15 protein-coding genes are annotated in these 19,540 nt (G+C 61.5%); 4 read left to right on the top strand and 11 right to left on the bottom strand.

The features are described from left to right. Positions 1–29: 29 nt before the first annotated feature. The 8 genes from VJ698_RS21680 to VJ698_RS21645 form a co-directional block, all read right to left on the bottom strand. A complete protein-coding gene (locus VJ698_RS21680) occupies positions 30–2,948 on the bottom strand; it encodes a ribonucleoside-diphosphate reductase subunit alpha (protein WP_324104886.1) in 2,919 nt (972 codons plus the stop codon). 390 nt (positions 2,949–3,338) lie between these two features. Further along, entirely contained in the window at positions 3,339–3,935 is a 597-nt protein-coding gene (gene ampD / locus VJ698_RS21675; RefSeq protein ID WP_324104885.1) for a 1,6-anhydro-N-acetylmuramyl-L-alanine amidase AmpD, read from the bottom strand. Beyond that, positions 3,932–5,377, bottom strand: a complete 1,446-nt coding sequence (locus VJ698_RS21670; protein ID WP_324104884.1) for a sigma-54 dependent transcriptional regulator — start codon at positions 5,375–5,377, stop codon at positions 3,932–3,934. The genes ampD and VJ698_RS21670 overlap by 4 nt, the downstream gene beginning before the upstream one ends. Before the next feature lie 14 nt (positions 5,378–5,391). Continuing rightward, positions 5,392–7,089 carry a two-component system sensor histidine kinase NtrB gene (locus VJ698_RS21665; RefSeq protein ID WP_324104883.1) on the bottom strand — a complete coding sequence of 566 codons (1,698 nt, stop codon included), beginning with the start codon at positions 7,087–7,089 and terminating at the stop codon, positions 5,392–5,394. A gap of 81 nt (positions 7,090–7,170) precedes the next feature. Then, a complete protein-coding gene (locus VJ698_RS21660; RefSeq protein ID WP_324104882.1) occupies positions 7,171–7,425 on the bottom strand; it encodes a PP0621 family protein in 255 nt (84 codons plus the stop codon). Continuing rightward, positions 7,422–8,231, bottom strand: coding sequence for a cytochrome C assembly family protein (locus VJ698_RS21655; protein WP_324104946.1), 810 nt, complete (start codon positions 8,229–8,231; stop codon positions 7,422–7,424). The genes VJ698_RS21660 and VJ698_RS21655 overlap by 4 nt, the downstream gene beginning before the upstream one ends. A gap of 71 nt (positions 8,232–8,302) precedes the next feature. Next, a complete protein-coding gene (locus VJ698_RS21650) occupies positions 8,303–9,637 on the bottom strand; it encodes a sigma-54 dependent transcriptional regulator (RefSeq protein WP_324104945.1) in 1,335 nt (444 codons plus the stop codon). Position 9,638: 1 nt separating this feature from the next. Beyond that, positions 9,639–11,468: a sensor histidine kinase gene (locus tag VJ698_RS21645; RefSeq protein ID WP_324104881.1), complete on the bottom strand. Its 1,830-nt coding sequence runs from the start codon at positions 11,466–11,468 to the stop codon at positions 9,639–9,641. Positions 11,469–11,823: 355 nt separating this feature from the next. Between VJ698_RS21645 and ffh the strand changes: the two genes are divergently transcribed. After that, the gene (ffh, locus tag VJ698_RS21640) at positions 11,824–13,191 is read left to right on the top strand and encodes a signal recognition particle protein (RefSeq protein ID WP_324104880.1); all 1,368 of its coding nucleotides are present in this window, start codon (positions 11,824–11,826) and stop codon (positions 13,189–13,191) included. A gap of 543 nt (positions 13,192–13,734) precedes the next feature. Continuing rightward, on the top strand, positions 13,735–14,232 hold the full coding sequence (locus tag VJ698_RS21635) for an SWIB/MDM2 domain-containing protein (RefSeq protein ID WP_324104944.1): 498 nt from the start codon (positions 13,735–13,737) through the stop codon (positions 14,230–14,232). A gap of 302 nt (positions 14,233–14,534) precedes the next feature. Here the strand turns inward: VJ698_RS21635 and VJ698_RS21630 are convergent, their stop codons facing one another. Both VJ698_RS21630 and VJ698_RS21625 read right to left on the bottom strand, forming a co-directional pair. Beyond that, positions 14,535–15,143 carry a lytic transglycosylase domain-containing protein gene (locus tag VJ698_RS21630; protein ID WP_324104879.1) on the bottom strand — a complete coding sequence of 203 codons (609 nt, stop codon included), beginning with the start codon at positions 15,141–15,143 and terminating at the stop codon, positions 14,535–14,537. A gap of 16 nt (positions 15,144–15,159) precedes the next feature. Then, complete coding sequence (locus tag VJ698_RS21625; RefSeq protein WP_324104878.1) at positions 15,160–16,884, bottom strand: proline--tRNA ligase; 1,725 nt, start codon at positions 16,882–16,884, stop codon at positions 15,160–15,162. A 198-nt stretch (positions 16,885–17,082) separates the two neighbouring features. Between VJ698_RS21625 and VJ698_RS21620 the strand changes: the two genes are divergently transcribed. Together VJ698_RS21620 and VJ698_RS21615 are read left to right on the top strand one after the other, a co-directional pair. Then, complete coding sequence (locus VJ698_RS21620; protein WP_324104877.1) at positions 17,083–17,667, top strand: RNA pyrophosphohydrolase; 585 nt, start codon at positions 17,083–17,085, stop codon at positions 17,665–17,667. 10 nt (positions 17,668–17,677) lie between these two features. After that, entirely contained in the window at positions 17,678–18,271 is a 594-nt protein-coding gene (locus tag VJ698_RS21615; RefSeq protein ID WP_324104876.1) for a CNP1-like family protein, read from the top strand. A gap of 42 nt (positions 18,272–18,313) precedes the next feature. Here the strand turns inward: VJ698_RS21615 and proB are convergent, their stop codons facing one another. Further along, positions 18,314–19,432, bottom strand: a complete 1,119-nt coding sequence (proB, locus tag VJ698_RS21610; RefSeq protein ID WP_324104943.1) for a glutamate 5-kinase — start codon at positions 19,430–19,432, stop codon at positions 18,314–18,316. Positions 19,433–19,540: the final 108 nt, after the last annotated feature.

Raw genomic sequence — 19,540 nt, 5'->3', positions numbered from 1 at the left:
AGCATTCGCCGCACCGGGTACGAGTCGAATTACTGGCAGGCTTCGCACTCTTCGAAGCCGGGGTCGCCCGGACGGAGCGTGCACGCCGGGCCGGCGACCTCGGTCGGAATCGCCAGTGCGGCACTCGATACCTCCGCCGCGTTCATGCCGGCAGCGCCGCCGTGGGCCGATACCGCGTTGAGCACGCCGGCCTTGGTGGTCGACTTCTCGGCATGCGTAGCACCCATCGTGCGCAGGTAATACGTGGTCTTCAGTCCGCGCAGCCATGCCAGCTTGTAGGTCTCGTCGAGCTTCTTGCCGGACGCACCCGCCATGTAGATGTTGAGGGATTGAGCCTGGTCAATCCATTTCTGGCGACGCGAGGCCGCTTCGACCAGCCACTTCGGATCGACCTCGAAGGCGGTGGCGTAGATGTCGCGCAGATCCTGCGGGATGCGGTCAATCCTGGCCAGGCTGCCGTCGAAGTACTTCAGGTCGGCGACCATGACCTCGTCCCACAGGCCGCGCGCCTTCAGGTCGCGCACCAGGTGTTCGTTGATCTCGGTAAATTCGCCGGACAGATTCGACTTCACATACAGGTTCTGATACGTCGGCTCGATGCAGGCGGAGACATCGATGATGTTGGAGATCGTCGCCGTCGGGGCGATCGCCACGCAGTTCGAATTGCGCATGCCGTGTTCCCTGATCCGGGTACGCAGGGAAGCCCAGTCCATGATTTCGCTGGTATCGACCTCCAGGTAGCCGCCGCGCTCCTCGGCCAGCAGCTTGAGCGAGTCCTGCGGCAAAATTCCACGATCCCACAGCGAGCCGCGGTAGGAGCTGTACCGACCGCGCTCTTCCGCCAGCTCGGTAGAGGCCCAATAGGCGTAGTAGCAGACAGCTTCCATGGAACGATCCGCGAACTCGACGGCTTCCATGGAGGCGTACGGGACACGCATCAGATGCAGGCAGTCCTGGAAACCCATGATGCCCAGGCCGACCGGACGGTGACGCAGGTTGGAGTCGCGCGCCTTCTTCACCGCGTAATAATTGATGTCGATCACGTTATCCAGCATGCGCATCGCGGTGCGGATGGTCTTTTGCAGCTTGGCGTGGTCCAACTTGCCATCCTTCAGATGGGCCGGCAAGTTGACGGAGCCGAGGTTGCAGACCGCGATTTCGGAGTCGTTCGTATTAAGCGTGATCTCGGTGCACAGGTTGGAACTGTGGACGACGCCGACATGCTGCTGCGGGGAACGGATGTTGCACGGGTCCTTGAAAGTGATCCAGGGATGGCCGGTTTCGAACAGCATGGACAACATCTTGCGCCACAGGTCGATTGCCTGCACCTTCTTGAACAGCTTGAGTTCGCCACGGGCGGCTTTGGCTTCATAGCCGGTATAGGCTTCCTCGAAGGCACGACCGACCTTGTCGTGCAGGTCCGGCACGTCGGACGGCGAGAACAGCGTCCACTCGCCCTTTTCCATCACGCGCTTCATGAACAGGTCGGGAATCCAGTTCGCGGTGTTCATGTCGTGGGTGCGGCGGCGGTCATCGCCGGTGTTCTTGCGCAGGTCGAGGAATTCCTCGATGTCCATGTGCCAGGTTTCCAGGTAGGCACAGACTGCGCCCTTGCGCTTGCCGCCCTGGTTCACCGCGACGGCGGTGTCGTTTACCACTTTCAGGAACGGAACCACGCCTTGCGACTTGCCGTTGGTGCCCTTGATGTGGGCGCCAAGCGCGCGCACCGGCGTCCAGTCGTTGCCGAGCCCGCCAGCGAATTTGGCCAGCAGTGCGTTCTCCTTGATGGCTTCGTAGATGCCGTCCAGGTCGTCCGAGACCGTGGTCAGGTAGCAGGAGGACAGCTGCGAACGCTGGGTGCCGGAATTGAACAGGGTCGGCGTCGAGCTCATGAAGTCGAACGACGAGAGCAAGTTGTAGAACTCGATGGCGCGGGCTTCACGGTCGATTTCGTTCAGCGCCAGGCCCATGGCGACGCGCATGTAGAAGGCTTGCGGCATCTCGATGCGGGTGCCGTCGATGTGCAGGAAGTAGCGGTCGTAGAGGGTCTGCAGGCCGAGGTAGCCGAACTGCAGGTCACGCTCCGGCTGGAGCGCTTCGGCCAGCTGCTTCAGGTCGTACTGCGCCAGCTTTGTGTCGAGCAGGTCGGCTTGGATGCCCTTCCTGATGAATTTCGGGAAGTAATCAATATAGTGGTGCTGCGCATCGGCCTGGGCGACCTCGCATCCGAAGACTTCCTTGCGGATGGTGTGCATCAGCAGGCGCGCAGTCACCCTGCTGTAGGCCGGGTCCTTTTCCATCAGCGCGCGGGCAGCCAGGATGGCGGACTTGTGCAGCTCTTCAACCGGAACGCCGTCGTAGAGATTTTTCACGGTCTCGGCAAGGATCGCTTCCGCATCGACATGCTTTTCCAGGCCGACACAGGCGGAGGTGATCAGCGCGCGTACCTGGTTGAGGTCGAGCAGGCGACGCTGGCCGTCTTCGACCACGTGCAGTTGCGGCGCATCAGATGCCTTGACTGCCTGCTGCTGCGCACGCTCTTCCATGCGCTTGGCGCGGTACAGCACATAGGCACGTGCGACGTCGTGCTCGCCGGAACGCATCAGCGCCAGTTCCACCTGGTCTTGCACGTCTTCGATGTGGAAGGTGCCGCCGGCCGGCTGGCGACGCACCAGAGCCGCAACCACGTTGGACGTCAATTGTTCGACCAGTTCGCGCACGCGCGCGGAACCCGCGCCCTGCCCGCCATTCACGGCGAGGAAGGCCTTGGTCATGGCGATGGAAATCTTCGAGGGTTCGAAACCGACGACCGCGCCATTGCGGCGGATGATCTTGTAATCGCCCAGGCTGACGGAGAGATTCGCGGAGACAGAAGGCGTGCCGGCTTGCGGCGAAACCATCCCGAGTTCTGCAGGGGACTTGTGGGAAACGTCTTGAGTAGTGTGCATCTATCCTCCTAGGACTTGTTGCTGGCAGCGTTGCTGCTTATGGTTATGTATGAAGCGGAGCACGCGGACGGGCCGGTGTTCGCACGCCAATGCGGATGGCAAGCGCCGACGGCGATTCGCAGCGAACACGCCGTACAAGGCACATCCAAAAGGGAGAGCTGTTCTCGGCTCGCCCATCATCACAATCGGTAAATCGAGGAACTACCCGAACAGCCCATTACGGGGAAATAATCCGCTTAGGGAAATCGCAGCAGGAATCCCGTAACTACTATATGTAGTGGTCAGCGCTGCGATTTGAACTAATTCTAGTGCGAGCTTAAGAAGGGCGCAATATCTTTTTTACTTGATTTACATTAATTTTTTTAAAAATTCCGCCGTTGACTTTTTGCTCTATCCATGCAGAAACCGCAGCATCGGAAGAGCCGACGCGACGGCTTCTTTTTGAATCAAGCACTTGCGGAAATGCGCCCAGTCGAAGAAGGGACCGGGGTCGGTCTTGCGTCCGGGAGCGATGTGTTCGTGTCCCGCAACATCGGTGAGGGGATAGCGGGCGCGCAGCGCCCAGGTGAGTTCAGCCAGCGCATCATATTGCGCCTCCTCGAACGGCACGAAATCCGTACCTTCCAGCTCGATGCCGATCGAAAAATCATTGCATCGCTCGCGGCCGCAAAACGAAGACACACCCGCGTGCCATGCGCGGTCGTTGGCCGAGACGAACTGGATGACTTCACCGTCGCGGCGAATGAGGAAATGCGCAGATACGCGCAGCGCGCGCAACCGGTCAAAGTATGGATGCGCGTCGCAGTCAAGCCGGTTGGTAAACAGGTCGGCGATATATGGTCCGCCGAACTGGTCGGGTGGCAAACTGATGTTGTGGATGACGAGCAGGTCGATCAGGGTGTCTGCGGCACGCACGTCGAAATTGGGCGAAGGCACCCGGCGCACGCCCCGGCTCCAGCCGTCCTCGCCTATGTCGAATCGGCTCATGAGTCCGGTTCGTGAATGGAAAGCCGCTGCATCCGATAGCGCAGCTGGCGGAAGCTGATGCCGAGCAATTCGGCGGCCTGCGTCCGGTTGAAATGGGTCTTCGCCAGCGCGCGGCGAATGATCTCGCGTTCGACGTTATCGAGATGCTCGGGCAGGGAGCGCGGCAGGTCATTGTCCGCGACCGCTTGCGGCGCAGGGTCGGGTTGCAGTACTGGTATGGTGGGCGCAGCCAGCGGCGGCTCCACGGTCTTCGCTTCCAGCTGCACACGCGGCTGCTCGCCCATGGTCACCGGTTTCAGCGCAAGGTCGCTGACCTCGATCACCCCGCCGCCCGCGAAAGCCAAAGCCCGTTCGAGGATGTTTTCCAGCTCACGCACATTGCCAGGGAACGGATAGGACTGCAGCGCCTGCAATGCCTGCGGTGACAGAATGACCCTGCCGTCCGGCGACAGGCGCTCGAGTAGTGTCTCCGCCATTTCACCGATATCTTCCAAGCGCTCGCGCAACGGCGGCAGGCGTAGCTCGATCACGTTCAGGCGGTAAAACAGGTCCTGGCGGAAGCTACCCTTTTCGACGCACTCGGACAGGTTCTGGTGTGTCGCGCTGATCAGCCGCACATCCACCGGCTCTTCCACGGTAGCGCCCACCTTGCGCACGCGACGCTCCTGGATCGCGCGCAACAGTTTCACTTGCATCGGCAAGGGCAGGTCGGCCACTTCGTCGAGCATCAGGGTGCCGCCGTTGGCCGCCTGGAAGAAGCCATCGCGGTCGTCGTTGGCGCCGGTGAAGGCGCCCTTGCGGTAACCAAAGAACTCCGCTTCCATCAGCGCTTCCGGGATGGCGCCGCAGTTGACCGCGATGAACGGTTTCTCGGCACGCGCGCTGTGGGCGTGGATGTCGCGCGCGGCCAGCTCCTTGCCGCTGCCGGATTCGCCGGTGATCGCCACCGGCGCCATGCTGCGCGCCAGGCGCACGATCTGCGCGCGCAGGTCCTGCATGACGACGGATCGCCCGGTCAGGCGCGAGGCGCCCTCTCCGCGCGGGCTGTCGGCCGGGCTGGCAGCGCCGTCCGTCTTCTGGGTGCGAAGTGCGGACTGGACCATGAGCCGCAGCTGGTCCAGCCCAACCGGCTTGGATAAATAATCAAACGCGCCGGCCTTGAGCGCGGCCACGGCGTTGTCGGCACTGCCGAACGCGGTGATCACGGCGATCGGCGTATTCTTGTGGTTGGTCGCGACTTCGCGCACCAGCTCAATGCCGAGCCCGTCCGGAAGGCGCATGTCGGTCAGCACGAGGGCGTATTCATGCTGCGCCAGCAACGCGCGGGCGGACCCGAGCGTGTCCGCGCAGTCGACGTCCAGGCCCATCTTGACGAGCGTGATCTCGAGCAGCTCGCGTAAATCAGCTTCATCGTCAACGACCAGGATACGGGGTGCAGTCATCTGGAGAATCAGGGTTAAAGCGGGTTGTCCACGGCGAAGGTAATGACGAAGCGGCCGATTGGCTGCTCCATCCCTTCGCTCGACATGTCCATGCGGTACTCGTAATCGAGCATTGCATCGTTATTCAAACACAATTCACGCGCCACGTAGAGTCCCAGGCCGGTGCCCTTGCTGGACGTCGTGTAAAACGGCTCGAACAGATGCGACCTGACTTTCGGGGTGATGGCCGGCCCGTCATCCTGCACGTGCAGCTCGATCCGCCCCGCTACCGGGGAGAAAGCATGTATACGGATACTGCCGTCGCGGCCGCTGGCATAACGCACCGCATTCGAGAGCAGGTTGAGTACAACTTCCCGCAGGTGCAGCGGATCGAAGCGCACCCGGTGATTCCTCATCGACACCAGCTCGATGGCTTCTGGCGCGATCGAGTGGCCCTCCCTGAACTCCTCGACAATATCGGCAAGAAAGGAGCTCAGCTGCAGTGGTTCGTGATTGACATGCGCCCTGCGCGACAGCTTGAGAATATCCTCGATCATCCGGTTCAGCCGGACCACGTTGTCGCTGACGATCTTCAGAAGCCGTGACTGGGTCGGGTGGGTGATATCCTCGTTGAGCAGCGATGCCGCGTGGGAAATGGCGGACAGCGGATTGCGCACTTCATGCGCGATGCTGGCTGTCAGGCGCCCCATCGAGGCCAGCTTGAGCTGTTGCGCCTGGTTTTCGATCTCGCTGACGTTCTGCAGAAAAATCACGGTCCTCCCCTCCGGCAAATCCTCGGAAGTGACCTTGGCGAAGCGCAGCTTGAGATGCGTGAACAGGTCCCGCCGGCCGTCAAACGTCAAACCCGAGTTTTCTGCGAGATGGTCGCCCGGCCTGATCAACACAAAGGCGGAAGCGTCGGCACCGGACGTTTCGGCGGGCCGGGCCATCCATGCGAAGAAGGCATCGGCAATCGGCACGAGTGCAGGGATCTCGACCAGCTTGGCCAGTGCTTGCCTGGATGCAAACGACAGGCCGAGCATGCGCTCCGCCGCCGGATTGGCCGCCAGGACCTCGCTGTTCCTGCTCACCACGAGGATGCCGTCGCCCATGTCGGCAATCACGAGCCGATTGATTGCCTCCTGCAGTTGCAACTCCCGTCCGCGCCGAACGGCCAGCTCTTCCTGCTTGATCAGCTTGGCGGCAAGGCGGTTGACGACGTAGATCGCGGCAAAGAACGCTGCACCATACAGCCCGGCACGCGAAGACGAGGCATCGGACGTGGAATGCAGGACCTGGTAGGCGCTTTCCGCCAGCAGGATCAGCGTGACCATCGAGACGAAGAACAGGGCAAGCAGCAATGGCGCCAGGATGGCGCAACCGGCGAGCGGAAACAGGTAGAGGATTGCCAGCCCGCTCCTGGCGCCGCCGGCCGCAATGTAAAGCATGGTGATGGCGACGATATCCACCGTCAGCTGTGCCAGTAACTGCAGCATGAAACGCGACTGAAGGTATACCGACAGGAGCGCGAAGACGGCGGACAGCACGAGATAGGCAACCCCGGTTTCCCAGTCGAAGTGGAAACCCATCTCATCGGCGCCTTTGGTCGTGTTGAAACCCAGGTAGACCAGCAGCACCAGAACGATCACGATGCGCGTGACAGTGAAGGTCTGCAGCGGACGCCACAGGGTTTCGCGGTCTTCACGGCCGACGATTTGCGCCACCTGCATCATCGCACGTCACCTACGGAGCGGATAAGGATCAATGATATTGCCGCAACCGGGCACTGCCGGCATGCGGAGGCAGCGCAACGGTCAGGACCGCGCATGCTGCAGCCGGTGATCGTCACTGCAGAATACCTTGCCGGAAGCGTCGGTCACGGTTTCCGAGACCGGAACGTACACGCCGCAATGCGCGCACTGCAGCATCGGTTCGATCTGCCTGTTCGATTTGTTCGACCTGTCCGGCCTTCCGGTGCCAGCAGCCGCGGAAGTCTTGTTGCTGCTCTTGTTGCTACGGATCACCCAGATCACGAATACCGCGATCGCCAACCATAGCAGCAACTTCACGCCAGCCCCCTGTGCAACACCACTTCGAGCACGAAGCGGCTGCCGACGTAAGCGAGCAGCAAGGTTGCAAAACCCGTCAGCGTGAAGCGCAGGGCCGTCTTGCCGCGCCACCCGCGCCAGGCGCGGCCGGCCAGCAAGGCACCGAACAGCAGCCAGGAAAGCAGCGTGAAAATGGTCTTGTGATCCCACTTGAGCGGCCTGCCGAACAATTCCTCCGAAAACACGATGCCGGACAGGACGGTGAGGGTCAGCAGGAAGAAACCGAACCCGATCAGGCGAAACAGCAGCTTCTCCATGGTCAGCAAGGCAGGCAGGCGGTCGAGCGCGTGTGCCAGCCAGCCACTGTCGGCAGCGCCGGGTGGAGTGTGCAGGCGGGATTCCTGCAAGGCCATCAGCACTGCATGGAATGCGGCAATCGTCAGGGAACTGTAGGCAAGGATGGCAATGGCGACATGCCAGGGAAACAACGCCGTCTTGCCTTCGAGCGGAACCACGCTGCCGGGGAAAAGCACCGGCAGGACGACCGCGACGGCGGCCGACGGCAGTATCAGGATGCGCAGCCCGTCCAGGGAAAAATTGCGGTTTTCAAGCCAGTACGCCGCCACCGAGATCCACAGCGTTGCCGACAGCATGATGGCAAAACCGATGCGCAGCGTACCTGGCGCAATCATGTCTGCCCACAACGCGCCCCCGTGCAGCAGCCAGCCGGCTGCGGTTCCGGCGGAGATGGCGGCGCGATGCCGCGAAGGCAGGACGGCGCAAGCGACGTAGAGCAGTGCTGCAAGAACGAAGAAAGAGGTGTACATCACGCGCGATCATTATTGGCACACCCCGAGTTTACACCATGGCCGCCTCCAGCGACCGTGCGCAAGGGCATCTATTCGGCCGCTCGGCCGGCCGGCAGCTGATACTTCTTCAACTTGTCATAAAGAGTCTTTTTCGGCAAGCCCAGGCTGTCCGCCGTCGCCGCGACATTGCCTTCATTGGCGGCCAGTGCATCAGCGATGAGCGTACGCTCATAGGCGTCGACCCGCTGGGGCAGGCTTGCCGTTGCGGCCCCAGCCTGTTCGCCCGCTGACATGCCTGCGCCTTCAAGCACGCCGAGTACCAGCCGGTCGGCGAAATTGTGCAGCTCCCGCACGTTGCCCGGCCAGTCGCGGGCTTGCCATTGCGCCATCTGCGCGGCAGTCCATTGCGGCACCGGCCGCTGGTAGCGGAGCGCGGCGCCCTGCACGAAATACGCCAGCAGCAAGGGGATGTCATCGCGCCGGTCGGCGAGGGTTGGCAGTTCGATGCTGACGACGCCGATGCGGTAGTACAAATCCTCCCGGAAGCGCCCCTGCGCGCTCAACTGGAGCAAGTCCGCCTTGCTGGCCGCAATCACCCGACAGTCGATCTGGATCGGCTCATTGCCGCCCAGCCGCTCCAGCCGTCGCTCCTGCAGCACGCGCAGCAGCTTTACCTGCAGCGCCAGCGGCATGCTCTCGATCTCGTCCAGGAAGACCGTGCCGCCATTGGCATATTCCAATTTCCCGATGCGTCGTTTCTGCGCGCTGGTGAAGGCGCCCGCTTCATGCCCGAAGATTTCGCTCTCGAACACGGCTTCCGGCAAGGCGCCGCAATTGATCGCGACAAACGGTCCCTTGCGACCGCTGGCCGCATGCAACTGGCGCGCCACGACTTCCTTGCCGGTGCCGGTCTGGCCGTTGATCAGGATGTCGACCGCCGCCGGGCCGATGGAGCGGATCAGCTTTCGCACCTGTTCGATCGCCGGCGACTGGCCGATCAGCGGCGGCACATCCGGATCGGCGCTCCAGGCCGCCTTCAGACGCCGGTTCTCGATGACCAGGCGGCGCTTCTCGTGGGCCCGCCGCACGGTCTCCATCAGGCGTTCGGCGGCAAAGGGTTTTTCAATGAAATCGTAGGCGCCCGCCCGCATCGCATCGACCGCCATGCCGACATCGCCATGCCCGGTAACGAGAATGACCGGCAAGTCCGGATCCAGCGCGACCACCTGCGCCAGCAGGTCCAGCCCGGAGCGGCCGGGGAGCCGCACGTCGGTCACGATGACCCCGCCGAATCCGGCCGTCAGCCAGGGCTGCGCCTGCTCCGCGCTGGCGCATGGATGCACGGTGAAGCCCCCGAGTTCCAGGGTCTGCGCAGTGGCCATTCGCACCGCCTGTTCGTCTTCGATCAGCACCGCTTCGGGCATGTCAGTCACCGGCAATTTTTCCTCCGTCGGAATGGGTCAAGGCGGGCGCGAGCGGAAGACGCATCGCAAACTCCGCACCGCCCTCGGGATGATTATAAGCAGTGAGCTGGCCGTTCATTGCCTGCACGATCGATGAGGAAATCGCCAGGCCGAGTCCCAGCCCCTTGCCCGAGGGCTTGGTCGTGTAGAACGGCTCGAACAGGTGCGGTGCGACCTGGTCGGGAATGCCGGCGCCCCAGTCCCGGATGCGCAGCACCGCCTCCTCCCCGTCGCGCTCCAGCGTGATCGTCACCTTTCGCATCGGTGCGCCTTCGACGGCGTCGAGCGCATTGCGCAGCAGGTTGATGAGGACCTGCTCCATGCGCACGCTGTCGCCGACCACTTGCAGCGGCTCGCGGATATCCGCCTCCAGCGCGACGCCATGCCGGTGAAATTCGTTTTCAAGCAGCAAGGTCGACGCCTGGATCGATTGCGTGAGATCCACCATGGAGACCGTGTCATGGCTCTTGCGTGCGAAGCCTTTGAGCTGCCCGATGATGGCTCCCATGCGTGCGGCGGCGGCGCTGATGTGCGTCAGGTTCTCGCCGGCCTTCTCGGCCTGTCCGCGGTGCAGGAAGGTGACGGCATTGTCGGCGAAGGCCCGGATTGCCGCCAGCGGCTGGTTGAGCTCATGCGTCATGCCGGCGGCCATCTGTCCCAGCAAGGCCAGCTTGCCGGCCTGCACCAGTTCCGTCTGGGTCGACCGCAACAATTGTTCGGTTTCCTTGAGCGTCGCATACTTGGTTTCGATGCGCCGGTTCGCCTCGAGCAGTTCCTGGGTGCGCTGCGCGATTTTCCGATCCAGATCCTCCGCAGCCTGCTGCAGCGCCTTGCGCGAAGCGAGCCGCTCTTCCAGGCGACGTCTGCGCTGGTAGGCCGCCCAGAGCGAGAGTGCGACAGCCGCAAGCAGGAGCGTCGCGACCAGTGCCGCCGAAGTGGCGATGCGTACTACCCTCGCCTGCGACGGGAACAGCATGAGCTGCCAGCCGAGGCGCGCCACCGGCTTGCCGACATACTCGCCGAAACCGGCCCGCTGCGCCTTGGGCAACGAGGAGATCGGCTGGATGGCCTGCCCCGCGTACTGCAGGGTTCCGGCAAGGTTCTTCCGGGCAGCATCGCCGAGCGGCTTCAGGCTGCGATAGCGCCACTGTGGCCGGTTGCTCAGGAATACCACACCGCTGTCGTCGACGAGTGCGATTGGGTCCTCGCTGCTCTGCCATGTCTGTTCGAAGTCGGACAGGCTGATGCGCACCGCTATGACACCGATCGGCGCAGCGTTGCCATGCATACCGGGCGGATATACCGGCTGCGCGATGAAATAGGCCGGTTCGCTGGTAACGCTACCGATGCCATAGAACCGACCTGCGCTGCCACTAATCGCGTCGCGGAAATAGGGACGGAAGCCGAAATTCTTGTCAACAAAACTCGTCGGCTGGTCCCAGTTGCTCGAAGCCAGCGTGTTGCCATCGCGATCCATGAGATAGATAGCGCTCACCCTGGACTGGACCTGCACTGTCTGCAGCGTCAGGTTCAGGCGCGCGATCATCGCCCGGTCGTCGGGGTGTGCCAGCAGCTGCGCAATATCAGGATGGAACGCCAGCGCAAACGGCAGGCTTTCGTACTTTTCAAGTACAGATTCAAGGTCCAGTGCGATGATCTGCAGCTGGCGATCGCCCGCTGCACGAATGTCGCTGCGCGCCTTGCCGGCCGCGATCAGGTAGACGCCGAATACCAGCGCGGCCGCACAGGCCAGGGCGGCAATGATGAGAGCGGGTCGTTTGCTGGATGCCATGCAATCGTCGAAGCGCGCTGTCGCGAGTTCCGCGATCTTGTGAGGCCGACGACGCGCAACGGCAGGTTTCGATAAAAACGTAATATTACCCCCTACAAATCGGCAACATGGACAAGTGGCTATCCAGAGACGATGCAGCCTCCGTGCCACCCGGCAAGCGCGTGCCAAGCCCTTGATTGACCGGCCGGAGCCCCTGCGCCAGTCCGGATAATCGCAAGCGTGCGCCGGAATTTTCCGGATTCCCGCCTCATTACGACGTACGGGGACCGGCAGCGGCATCGGGTAAAATGGGGCCTGTTCCCGATGCCTTGTCCATCCGCATCGCATCACCCCATTTCTTGATACATCACCATCCATGCTCGACAACCTGACCCAACGGCTTGCCAAAGTCGTCAAAACGATGCGCGGCGAAGCGCGTCTGACCGAATCCAACACCGCCGAAATGCTGCGCGAAGTACGTCTGGCGCTGCTTGAAGCCGACGTCGCGCTGCCCGCCGTGCGCGAATTCGTTGCCCGCGTGAAGGAAAAAGCAATGGGCGAGGAAGTCGTCGGCTCGCTCACCCCCGGCCAGGCACTGGTCGGCGTGGTGCAGCGCGAGCTGGCCGCCATCATGGGCGCCGACCTCGGCCCGGAAGCCTCGCAGCTGAACTTCGCCACCCAGCCCCCGGCGATCATCCTGATGGCCGGCCTGCAAGGCGCCGGCAAGACCACCACCGTCGGCAAGCTCGCCAAGTACCTCAAGGAACAAAAAAAGAAAAAAGTGCTGACCGTCTCCACCGACGTGTACCGTCCGGCCGCCATCGGCCAGCTGGAGACCGTTACCACCCAGGTCGGCGCCGACTTCTTCCCCTCGTCCCCTTCCGACAAGCCGGTCGATATCGCCCTTTCCGCACTGGATTACGCGAAGAAGCATTACCACGATGTACTGATCGTCGACACTGCCGGCCGGCTCGGTATCGATGAAGCGATGATGCAGGAAATCGCCGCCCTGCATGCCGCCATCAAGCCGATTGAAACCCTGTTCGTGGTCGACGCCATGCTCGGCCAGGACGCCATCAACACCGCCAAGGCCTTCAACGATGCGCTGCCCCTGACTGGCGTGGTGCTGACCAAGCTGGACGGCGATGCCCGCGGCGGCGCAGCGCTCTCGGTACGCCATGTGACGGGCAAGCCGATCAAGTTCGCTGGCGTCGCGGAAAAGCTGGATGGCCTCGAAGCCTTCGATCCCGAACGCATGGCCAGCCGCATCCTCGGCATGGGCGACATTCTCGCGCTGGTCCAGGAAGCGCAAAAAGGCGTGGACATGGCCGCCGCGAAGGACCTGGCCGAGAAGATCAAGGTCGGCGGCAAGTTCGACCTGAACGATTTCAAGTCGCAGCTCAGCCAGATGAAGAAGATGGGCGGTCTTTCCGGCCTGGTCGACAAGCTGCCCGCCCAGTTCCAGCAGGCCGCCGGCAATGCCGACATGGGCCAGGCGGAAAAGCAGGTGCGCCGCATGGAAGGCATCATCAACTCGATGACACCGCAGGAGCGCGCCAAGCCGGAGCTCATCAAGGCTTCCCGCAAGCGCCGCATTGCTGCCGGCGCCGGCGTACAAGTGCAGGACGTCAACCGCATGCTGTCGCAGTTCGAGCAGATGCAATCGATGATGAAGAAGCTCAAAGGCGGCGGCCTGATGAAGATGATGCGGGGCATGAAGGGCATGCTGCCAGGCGCGCGCTAAGACCGTCCCATGGTGCCGCCCCTACGCGGGTGGCGCCCCCCCTCCTCCAGGGGACGCCTGCCGAAATGCCGATGCAAGAGTGCGTAGACCATCCACGATCCACGTTCATCTTCAGCTCCCCCCTCCCCTGTTTCAAAGCCTATTGCGCGTTTTCGCGACCTTCATCAAGTGCATTCCCACCGCACCGAAGGCAGCTGACGCCGACGAGCCCGACTCCTCCCCCTTAACCCATCATCAGCCGCAAAGCCGCACCACACAAGGCTTTGCGGCCGGTCTCATTTCTTTCCGCTCAAGGTATCCGGCGCATTCAGCCCTGTCGCACAGGTGGTTTCATAGGGAGATTCGAGGATGCGCGCGTGCGTGTGCAGAGGGACGCAAGCCGTGCAAACTCCGTTTTCTCCTATGAAGATCGCGTGGCACGCAGCACACAGATTCACGTATCTACGTATAAAAAACACTTGCATCCCCATGAAAAGCGCACCACTATTAGCGTTGCGTGATATGACGCATTTTCCCAACACATTTCGTGAAGGAGGCTTGAAGATGGCAACAGCCAAAAAACCCGCGGCCAAGACAGCCGCCAAGAAGCCGGCTGCAAAGAAAGCCGCAGCCAAACCTGCAGCAAAGAAGGCAGCTCCGGCAAAGAAAGCAGCTCCGGCAAAGAAGGCAGCAGCCAAGCCCGTAGCAAAGAAGGCCGCAGCCAAGCCGGCAGCAAAGAAGGCCGCGCCCGCAAAGAAAGTCGCAGCCAAGAAGCCCGCCGCAAAGAAGGTAGCAAAGCCGAAGACTCCGCGTAAGCCCAACGCAGCGTTCATGAAACCGCTGACGCCGTCCGCAACCCTGGGTGCAGTGATCGGTGCGAATCCGCTGCCGCGCACTGAAGTCACCAAGAAGGTTTGGGATTACATCAAGAAGAACAAGCTGCAAGATGAAGCCAACAAGCGCATGATCAATGCGGATGACAAGCTCAAAGCCGTGTTTGGCGGAAAGAAGCAAGTGTCGATGTTCGAAATGACGAAGCTCATTTCCAATCACCTGCAATAGTTCGTTCCGAAGGCCAAACAAAAACGCCCGCATCGCGCGGGCGTTTTTGTTGGTGCGTGCGGAATGTGTCGATCCGGATTGGCGGATCTCCCCTAATGGCCAAGCCAGGGTGTGATGACGCATGCTCCGAATCGCCTTCGGCGACTCTCACCGACGCCCCTCCTTAGAGGCTTGCGATAGATGCCGGCCTGTCCTGTGCATCTGATCATGCGCCACCTCTCAGCACAAGTCGCTTCCCGCGCTCTATTCCCGCTCGACAATCCCGCGGCGGCACCTTTCTCCGGCACGAATGCTGCAGTCGCTCACTTGCTGTACTCCCACAACCTCCATGCAGCCAGCACCGCATGCGGATATTCCGGCCGCCCGCGGCTACCGTTGTAGCGACCCAGGGCCAAAAAGAGATTCCCGCCTTCCATGTCGAGATACAGGCGCAGGATCGAGCAGCCGTAACGCAGGTTGGTCTGCATATTGAACAGCTTCCTGCGGTCGCCATCGCCGATCACGCGCGTCCAGAACGGCATTACCTGCATGTATCCCTGCGCACCCACTGAAGAGATTGCATACTTGCGGAACGCCGATTCGACCTGGATCAGTCCGAGTACCAATGCCGGGTCGAGGCCGGCGCGCGTGGCCTCGTACCAGGCGGTTTGGAGGAATTCGCGCCGTACCTGCCAGTCCGGTAGGCGTTTCTTCAGCCGCTCGGACATTTCGCCGAGCCAGCGCAGGTACTGGAGGCGATCCTGGATAGTGCCGAAGTGCGGCTTGGGCGGGCGGGTGTCGGCGATGGTGTTGGAAAGGGCCAGGCGGACTGAATCCGCCAATGCCTCTTCCTGCTGATTGCCCGCCGCGGCGCTACAGCAAAATACCAGCGCTGCAATCGCTGCGAGGGCGCTCCTGGCGGCCCGGCTCAATACGGCCCCGGAGACATCAGGCCGCAAGCCTGGCCTTGATGAACTCTGCCATTTCGGTGACCGCCACTGCGGTCGCTGCGGTATCGCGACGGCCTTGGTATTCAAGCTTTCCTTCTTTCAGTCCACGATCGCCAATCACAACACGGTGCGGCACGCCGATCAGTTCCCAATCCGCGAACATGACACCCGGACGCTCTCCGCGGTCATCGAGAACCACGTCGACGCCGACCGCCAGCAGCGCATCGTAAAGCCGGTCGGTTTCCGCTCTGACCGTTTCATTCCGATCGTAGCCCATAGGACACAGCACCACTTCGAAAGGCGCGATCGCGGTCGGCCAGATGATGCCCTTGTCGTCGAAGTTCTGCTCGATCGCCGCGCCCAGGATGCGAGTCACGCCGATCCCGTAGCAGCCCATCTGCATCAGCTGCGGCTTGCCGGTTTCGTCCAGGTAGGTCGCCTTCATGTCCTCGGAGTAGCGCGTGCCGAGCTGGAACACGTGCCCGACCTCGATCCCTCGCTGGATAGCCAGTACGCCCTGTCCGTCCGGCGAAGGATCGCCCGCAACGACGTTGCGCAGGTCGGCGACAATAGGCTCGGGCAGGTCACGGCCCCAGTTGGCGCCGGTGAAGTGAAAATCCTCCTCGTTCGCGCCGCACACAAAATCGCTCATGTTGGCCACGGTGCGATCAGCAACCACCTTGACCGGCTTTCTCGTACCGATCGGGCCAAGGTAGCCCGGCTTCGTGCCGAACCAATCCATGATCTCGGCTTCGCTGGCGAAACGGTAGGTACCCAGTCCGGAAACCTTGCTCGCCTTGACCTCGTTCAATTCATGGTCACCGCGCAGCAGCAACAGCCAGACTTCCTTCTCGGCGCCTTCCTTGTCGACAGTTAGCACGATCGACTTGACGGTGTGTGACAAAGGCAGGCCCAGCAGTTCCGCCACATGCTCGCACTTGGCCTTGCCAGGGGTTGGTGTCTTGGTCAATGCCTGGTTTGCCGGTCCTCGAGGCGTGGTCGGAGCCAGTGCCTCGGCCGCTTCCATGTTGGCGGCATAGTCGGAAGCCGGGCAGTACACCAGCGCATCTTCGCCAGTATCGGCGATCACGTGGAATTCATGCGAACCGGATCCGCCGATCGCGCCGTTGTCAGCCGCCACGGCACGGAACTGGAGGCCAAAGCGATCGAAGATCTTCACATAGGCGTCGTACATGATCTTGTATGACTTCTGCATGCCTTCCACATCACGGTCGAAGGAATAAGCATCCTTCATCGTGAATTCGCGGCCGCGCATCAGGCCGAAGCGCGGGCGGCGTTCGTCGCGGAATTTGGTCTGGATGTGGTAGAAGTTGATCGGCAGCTGGCGGTATGACTTGATCTCGGTGCGCACGACGTCAGTGATCACCTCCTCGGATGTCGGCTGGATCGCATAGTCGCGGCCGTGACGGTCCTTGACGCGCATGAGTTCCGGCCCCATCTTTTCCCAGCGACCGGTTTCCTGCCACAGCTCGGCCGGTTGCACGACCGGCATCAGCAGCTCGACGGCGCCTGCCCGGTTCATCTCTTCACGGATGATGTTTTCCACCTTGCGGATCACGCGCAGGCCCATCGGCATGTAGGTGTAAATCCCTGACCCGAGACGTTTGATCATCCCGGCCCGCATCATCAGTTTGTGGCTGATGATCTCGGCGTCGGACGGAGCTTCTTTAAGTGTAGAAATAAAAAATCGTGATGCGCGCATGGCGGTAATTCTTTTTAAAAAGAGAGAGTTATAATCAACCCAATTTTAAAGGATTAGCTGGCTGATGCACCCATTCCTCACATATTTGATTCACGCTGACGCCCTCCGGGGGCAGGAGCATGACGCCTGCGCCTGCGGGCGCATGAGAAATTTGTAACGGGAAGGGGCGCCTCGCCGCAGAAAGTTTTGAGGTGCAACATGCTGGATCGTGAAGGCTTCCGCCCGAACGTCGGCATTATCCTGCTCAACACCCATAACGAGGTGTGGTGGGGCAAGCGGGTGCGCGAGCATTCGTGGCAATTTCCGCAAGGTGGGATCAAGTTCGGGGAAACGCCCGAACAGGCCATGTTCAGGGAACTGGAAGAAGAGATCGGCCTGCGGGCCGAACACGTCAAGATCATCGGGCGCACCCGGGACTGGCTGCGTTACGAAGTTCCGGACCGTTTCATCAAGCGCGAGGTCCGTGGCCATTACCGCGGCCAGAAACAGATCTGGTTCCTGCTTCGCATGGTAGGTCGCGACTGCGACATCAATCTGCGCGGCACGGACCATCCCGAGTTCGACGCATGGCGCTGGCACGACTACTGGGTTCCCCTGGACGTGGTCATCGAATTCAAGCGCGACGTTTATCAGAAGGCATTGCAGGAATTATCACGCTTCCTGAGCCGCGCTACGCCGAACAATCCCAATCGGCATGGAGCGCGTTACCTGCGCCAGAACCACCCCGGAAAGGGACTGGGTGAAACCCCGTCACCAACGGCCAAACCGAAGAATGAAGCATAAGGGCATGCCCATGTTGCAAAGAATCCGGACACGCCCGCAGGTCGGCAACTTGCACCGGCAACAATGCCGGAACCGGCTTTTCCACGCAGCTGCCGCTATCTGCCTGCTTTCCGCAAGCCTCGCCGCCAGCGCGCAGTCGCGGTTTGAAGAGGATTTCGACGACACGGAAAAACCGTGGGAGGAAGTTGCGCTTCAGCTGCCACGTGCACCGAAACAGGAAAACCTCCTGCCTTTCTATGTCAGCCCGACAGCGACGCAGAACTTCGCCATTGATGCGGGTTCACTGACGGTCGGCTCCGACGGTGTCATCCGCTACACCCTGGTTGCCACCAGCGCAGCAGGTGCGCGCAACATCAGCTATGAAGGCATCCGTTGTGCCTCATTCGAGAGAAAATTGTACGCATTCGGCCAAGCGAATGGCACATGGTCGCGCTCGCGTCGCGACAAGTGGGAGCGGATCGACAGCAATGCCGCCAACCGGCAACATGCGGTTTTGTACAAGGATTACTTTTGCGATGGTGTGACGGTCGCCGGCAACGCGAAGGACATGATCAACAGGATCCGTTACGACAAGCCCCTGACGTCACCGAACGAGGTTCGCTAGAAGAGGTCGTGCCCGAAGTTGTCCGGGCAACCATGCCTCTTGTCAGAGCAGCACCATGTTGTCACGGTGAATCAGCTCCGGTTCTTCCACGAAACCCAGGATGGGGAGGATTTCCGTTGAAGGATGACGCATGATGCGCCGCGCCTCGGAGCTGGAATAATTGCTGATGCCCCGGGCAATCGCCAGACCCTTCTGGTCTACGCAGGTGATGACATCGCCGCGGCCGAAATCACCGGACACTTCGACAACGCCGATCGGCAGCAGTGACTTTCCTTCGGCACTCACCTTTTGTACGGCACCGGCATCAAGCGTCACTTTCCCGGCTGTTTGCAGGTGATCGGCCATCCATTGCTTGCGGGCCGTCAATTGCGCCGTCTGCGCCACGAGCTGCGTACCGATTGCCTCCCCCGATGCCAAACGGGTCAACACCCGGTCTTCCCGCCCCCAGGCAATCACCGTATGCGCACCCGACGTCGCCGCGCGTTTGGCTGCCATGATCTTGGTCAGCATGCCACCGCGACCTATGCCGGTGCCCGCTCCGCCCGCCATGGTTTCCAGCTCCGGATCTCCGGCCTTTGCCTCATGCACGAATTCCGCTTCCGGATTCTTGCGTGGATCGGCGGTGTAGAGACCTTTCTGGTCGGTCAGGATGATGAGCGCGTCGCCCTCGATCAGGTTGGCCACCAGCGCACCAAGCGTGTCGTTGTCCCCGAACTTGATTTCATCAGTGACTACCGTGTCGTTCTCATTGATGATCGGCACCACGCCGAGATGAAGCAACGTGAACAGTGTTGAGCGCGCATTCAGGTAGCGTTCACGGTCTGCCAGGTCGGCGTGCGTCAGGAGCACTTGCGCGGTACGCAAATGATGCTGCCGGAAACTCGTTTCGTAGATTTGCGCCAGGCCCATCTGCCCCACGGCGGCGCACGCCTGAAGCTGGTGGACGCCGGTCGGCCGCTTGTCGAACCCGAGACGCTGCATACCCTCTGCAATTGCCCCGGAACTGACGAGAACGACTTGCTTGCCGAGCGAACGCAGGTGGGCAATCTGTTCAGCCCATTTCGCAATGGCGGCATTGTCCAGCCCCTTGCCGTCGTTGGTAACCAGCGATGAACCGACTTTGATGACGAGACGTTTGGCTTTCTGAATGACGGAATTCATGTTCTTCTGGATGCCGCCACTCTGCTGGAAGAAGCCGGCGGCTCGCATGTAGTTTGTTCCGGCAGCGGCCGGAACCGGGAGTATTCAATACACAGCCCTTACCGATCG

The organism is Noviherbaspirillum sp. (genome assembly GCF_035254685.1).
In the GTDB taxonomy this organism is placed as follows: domain Bacteria; phylum Pseudomonadota; class Gammaproteobacteria; order Burkholderiales; family Burkholderiaceae_D; genus Noviherbaspirillum.
The sequence above is the reverse complement of the archived record's forward strand: the minus strand, read 5'-3'. Positions and strand labels throughout refer to the sequence as shown.

Excerpts from the sequence above, each read along its gene's own strand:
- VJ698_RS21635 (WP_324104944.1), top strand. The coding sequence starts at position 13,735 with ATGGCAACAGCCAAAAAACCCGCGGCCAAGACAGCCGCCAAGAAGCCG.
- VJ698_RS21680 (WP_324104886.1), bottom strand. The coding sequence starts at position 2,948 with ATGCACACTACTCAAGACGTTTCCCACAAGTCCCCTGCAGAACTCGGG.
- VJ698_RS21625 (WP_324104878.1), bottom strand. The coding sequence starts at position 16,884 with ATGCGCGCATCACGATTTTTTATTTCTACACTTAAAGAAGCTCCGTCC.
- VJ698_RS21615 (WP_324104876.1), top strand. The coding sequence starts at position 17,678 with ATGTTGCAAAGAATCCGGACACGCCCGCAGGTCGGCAACTTGCACCGG.
- VJ698_RS21650 (WP_324104945.1), bottom strand. The coding sequence starts at position 9,637 with ATGCCCGAAGCGGTGCTGATCGAAGACGAACAGGCGGTGCGAATGGCC.
- VJ698_RS21645 (WP_324104881.1), bottom strand. The coding sequence starts at position 11,468 with ATGGCATCCAGCAAACGACCCGCTCTCATCATTGCCGCCCTGGCCTGT.
- ampD (WP_324104885.1), bottom strand. The coding sequence starts at position 3,935 with ATGAGCCGATTCGACATAGGCGAGGACGGCTGGAGCCGGGGCGTGCGC.
- VJ698_RS21665 (WP_324104883.1), bottom strand. The coding sequence starts at position 7,089 with ATGATGCAGGTGGCGCAAATCGTCGGCCGTGAAGACCGCGAAACCCTG.
- proB (WP_324104943.1), bottom strand. The coding sequence starts at position 19,432 with ATGAATTCCGTCATTCAGAAAGCCAAACGTCTCGTCATCAAAGTCGGT.
- VJ698_RS21670 (WP_324104884.1), bottom strand. The coding sequence starts at position 5,377 with ATGACTGCACCCCGTATCCTGGTCGTTGACGATGAAGCTGATTTACGC.
- VJ698_RS21655 (WP_324104946.1), bottom strand. The coding sequence starts at position 8,231 with ATGTACACCTCTTTCTTCGTTCTTGCAGCACTGCTCTACGTCGCTTGC.
- ffh (WP_324104880.1), top strand. The coding sequence starts at position 11,824 with ATGCTCGACAACCTGACCCAACGGCTTGCCAAAGTCGTCAAAACGATG.
- VJ698_RS21620 (WP_324104877.1), top strand. The coding sequence starts at position 17,083 with ATGCTGGATCGTGAAGGCTTCCGCCCGAACGTCGGCATTATCCTGCTC.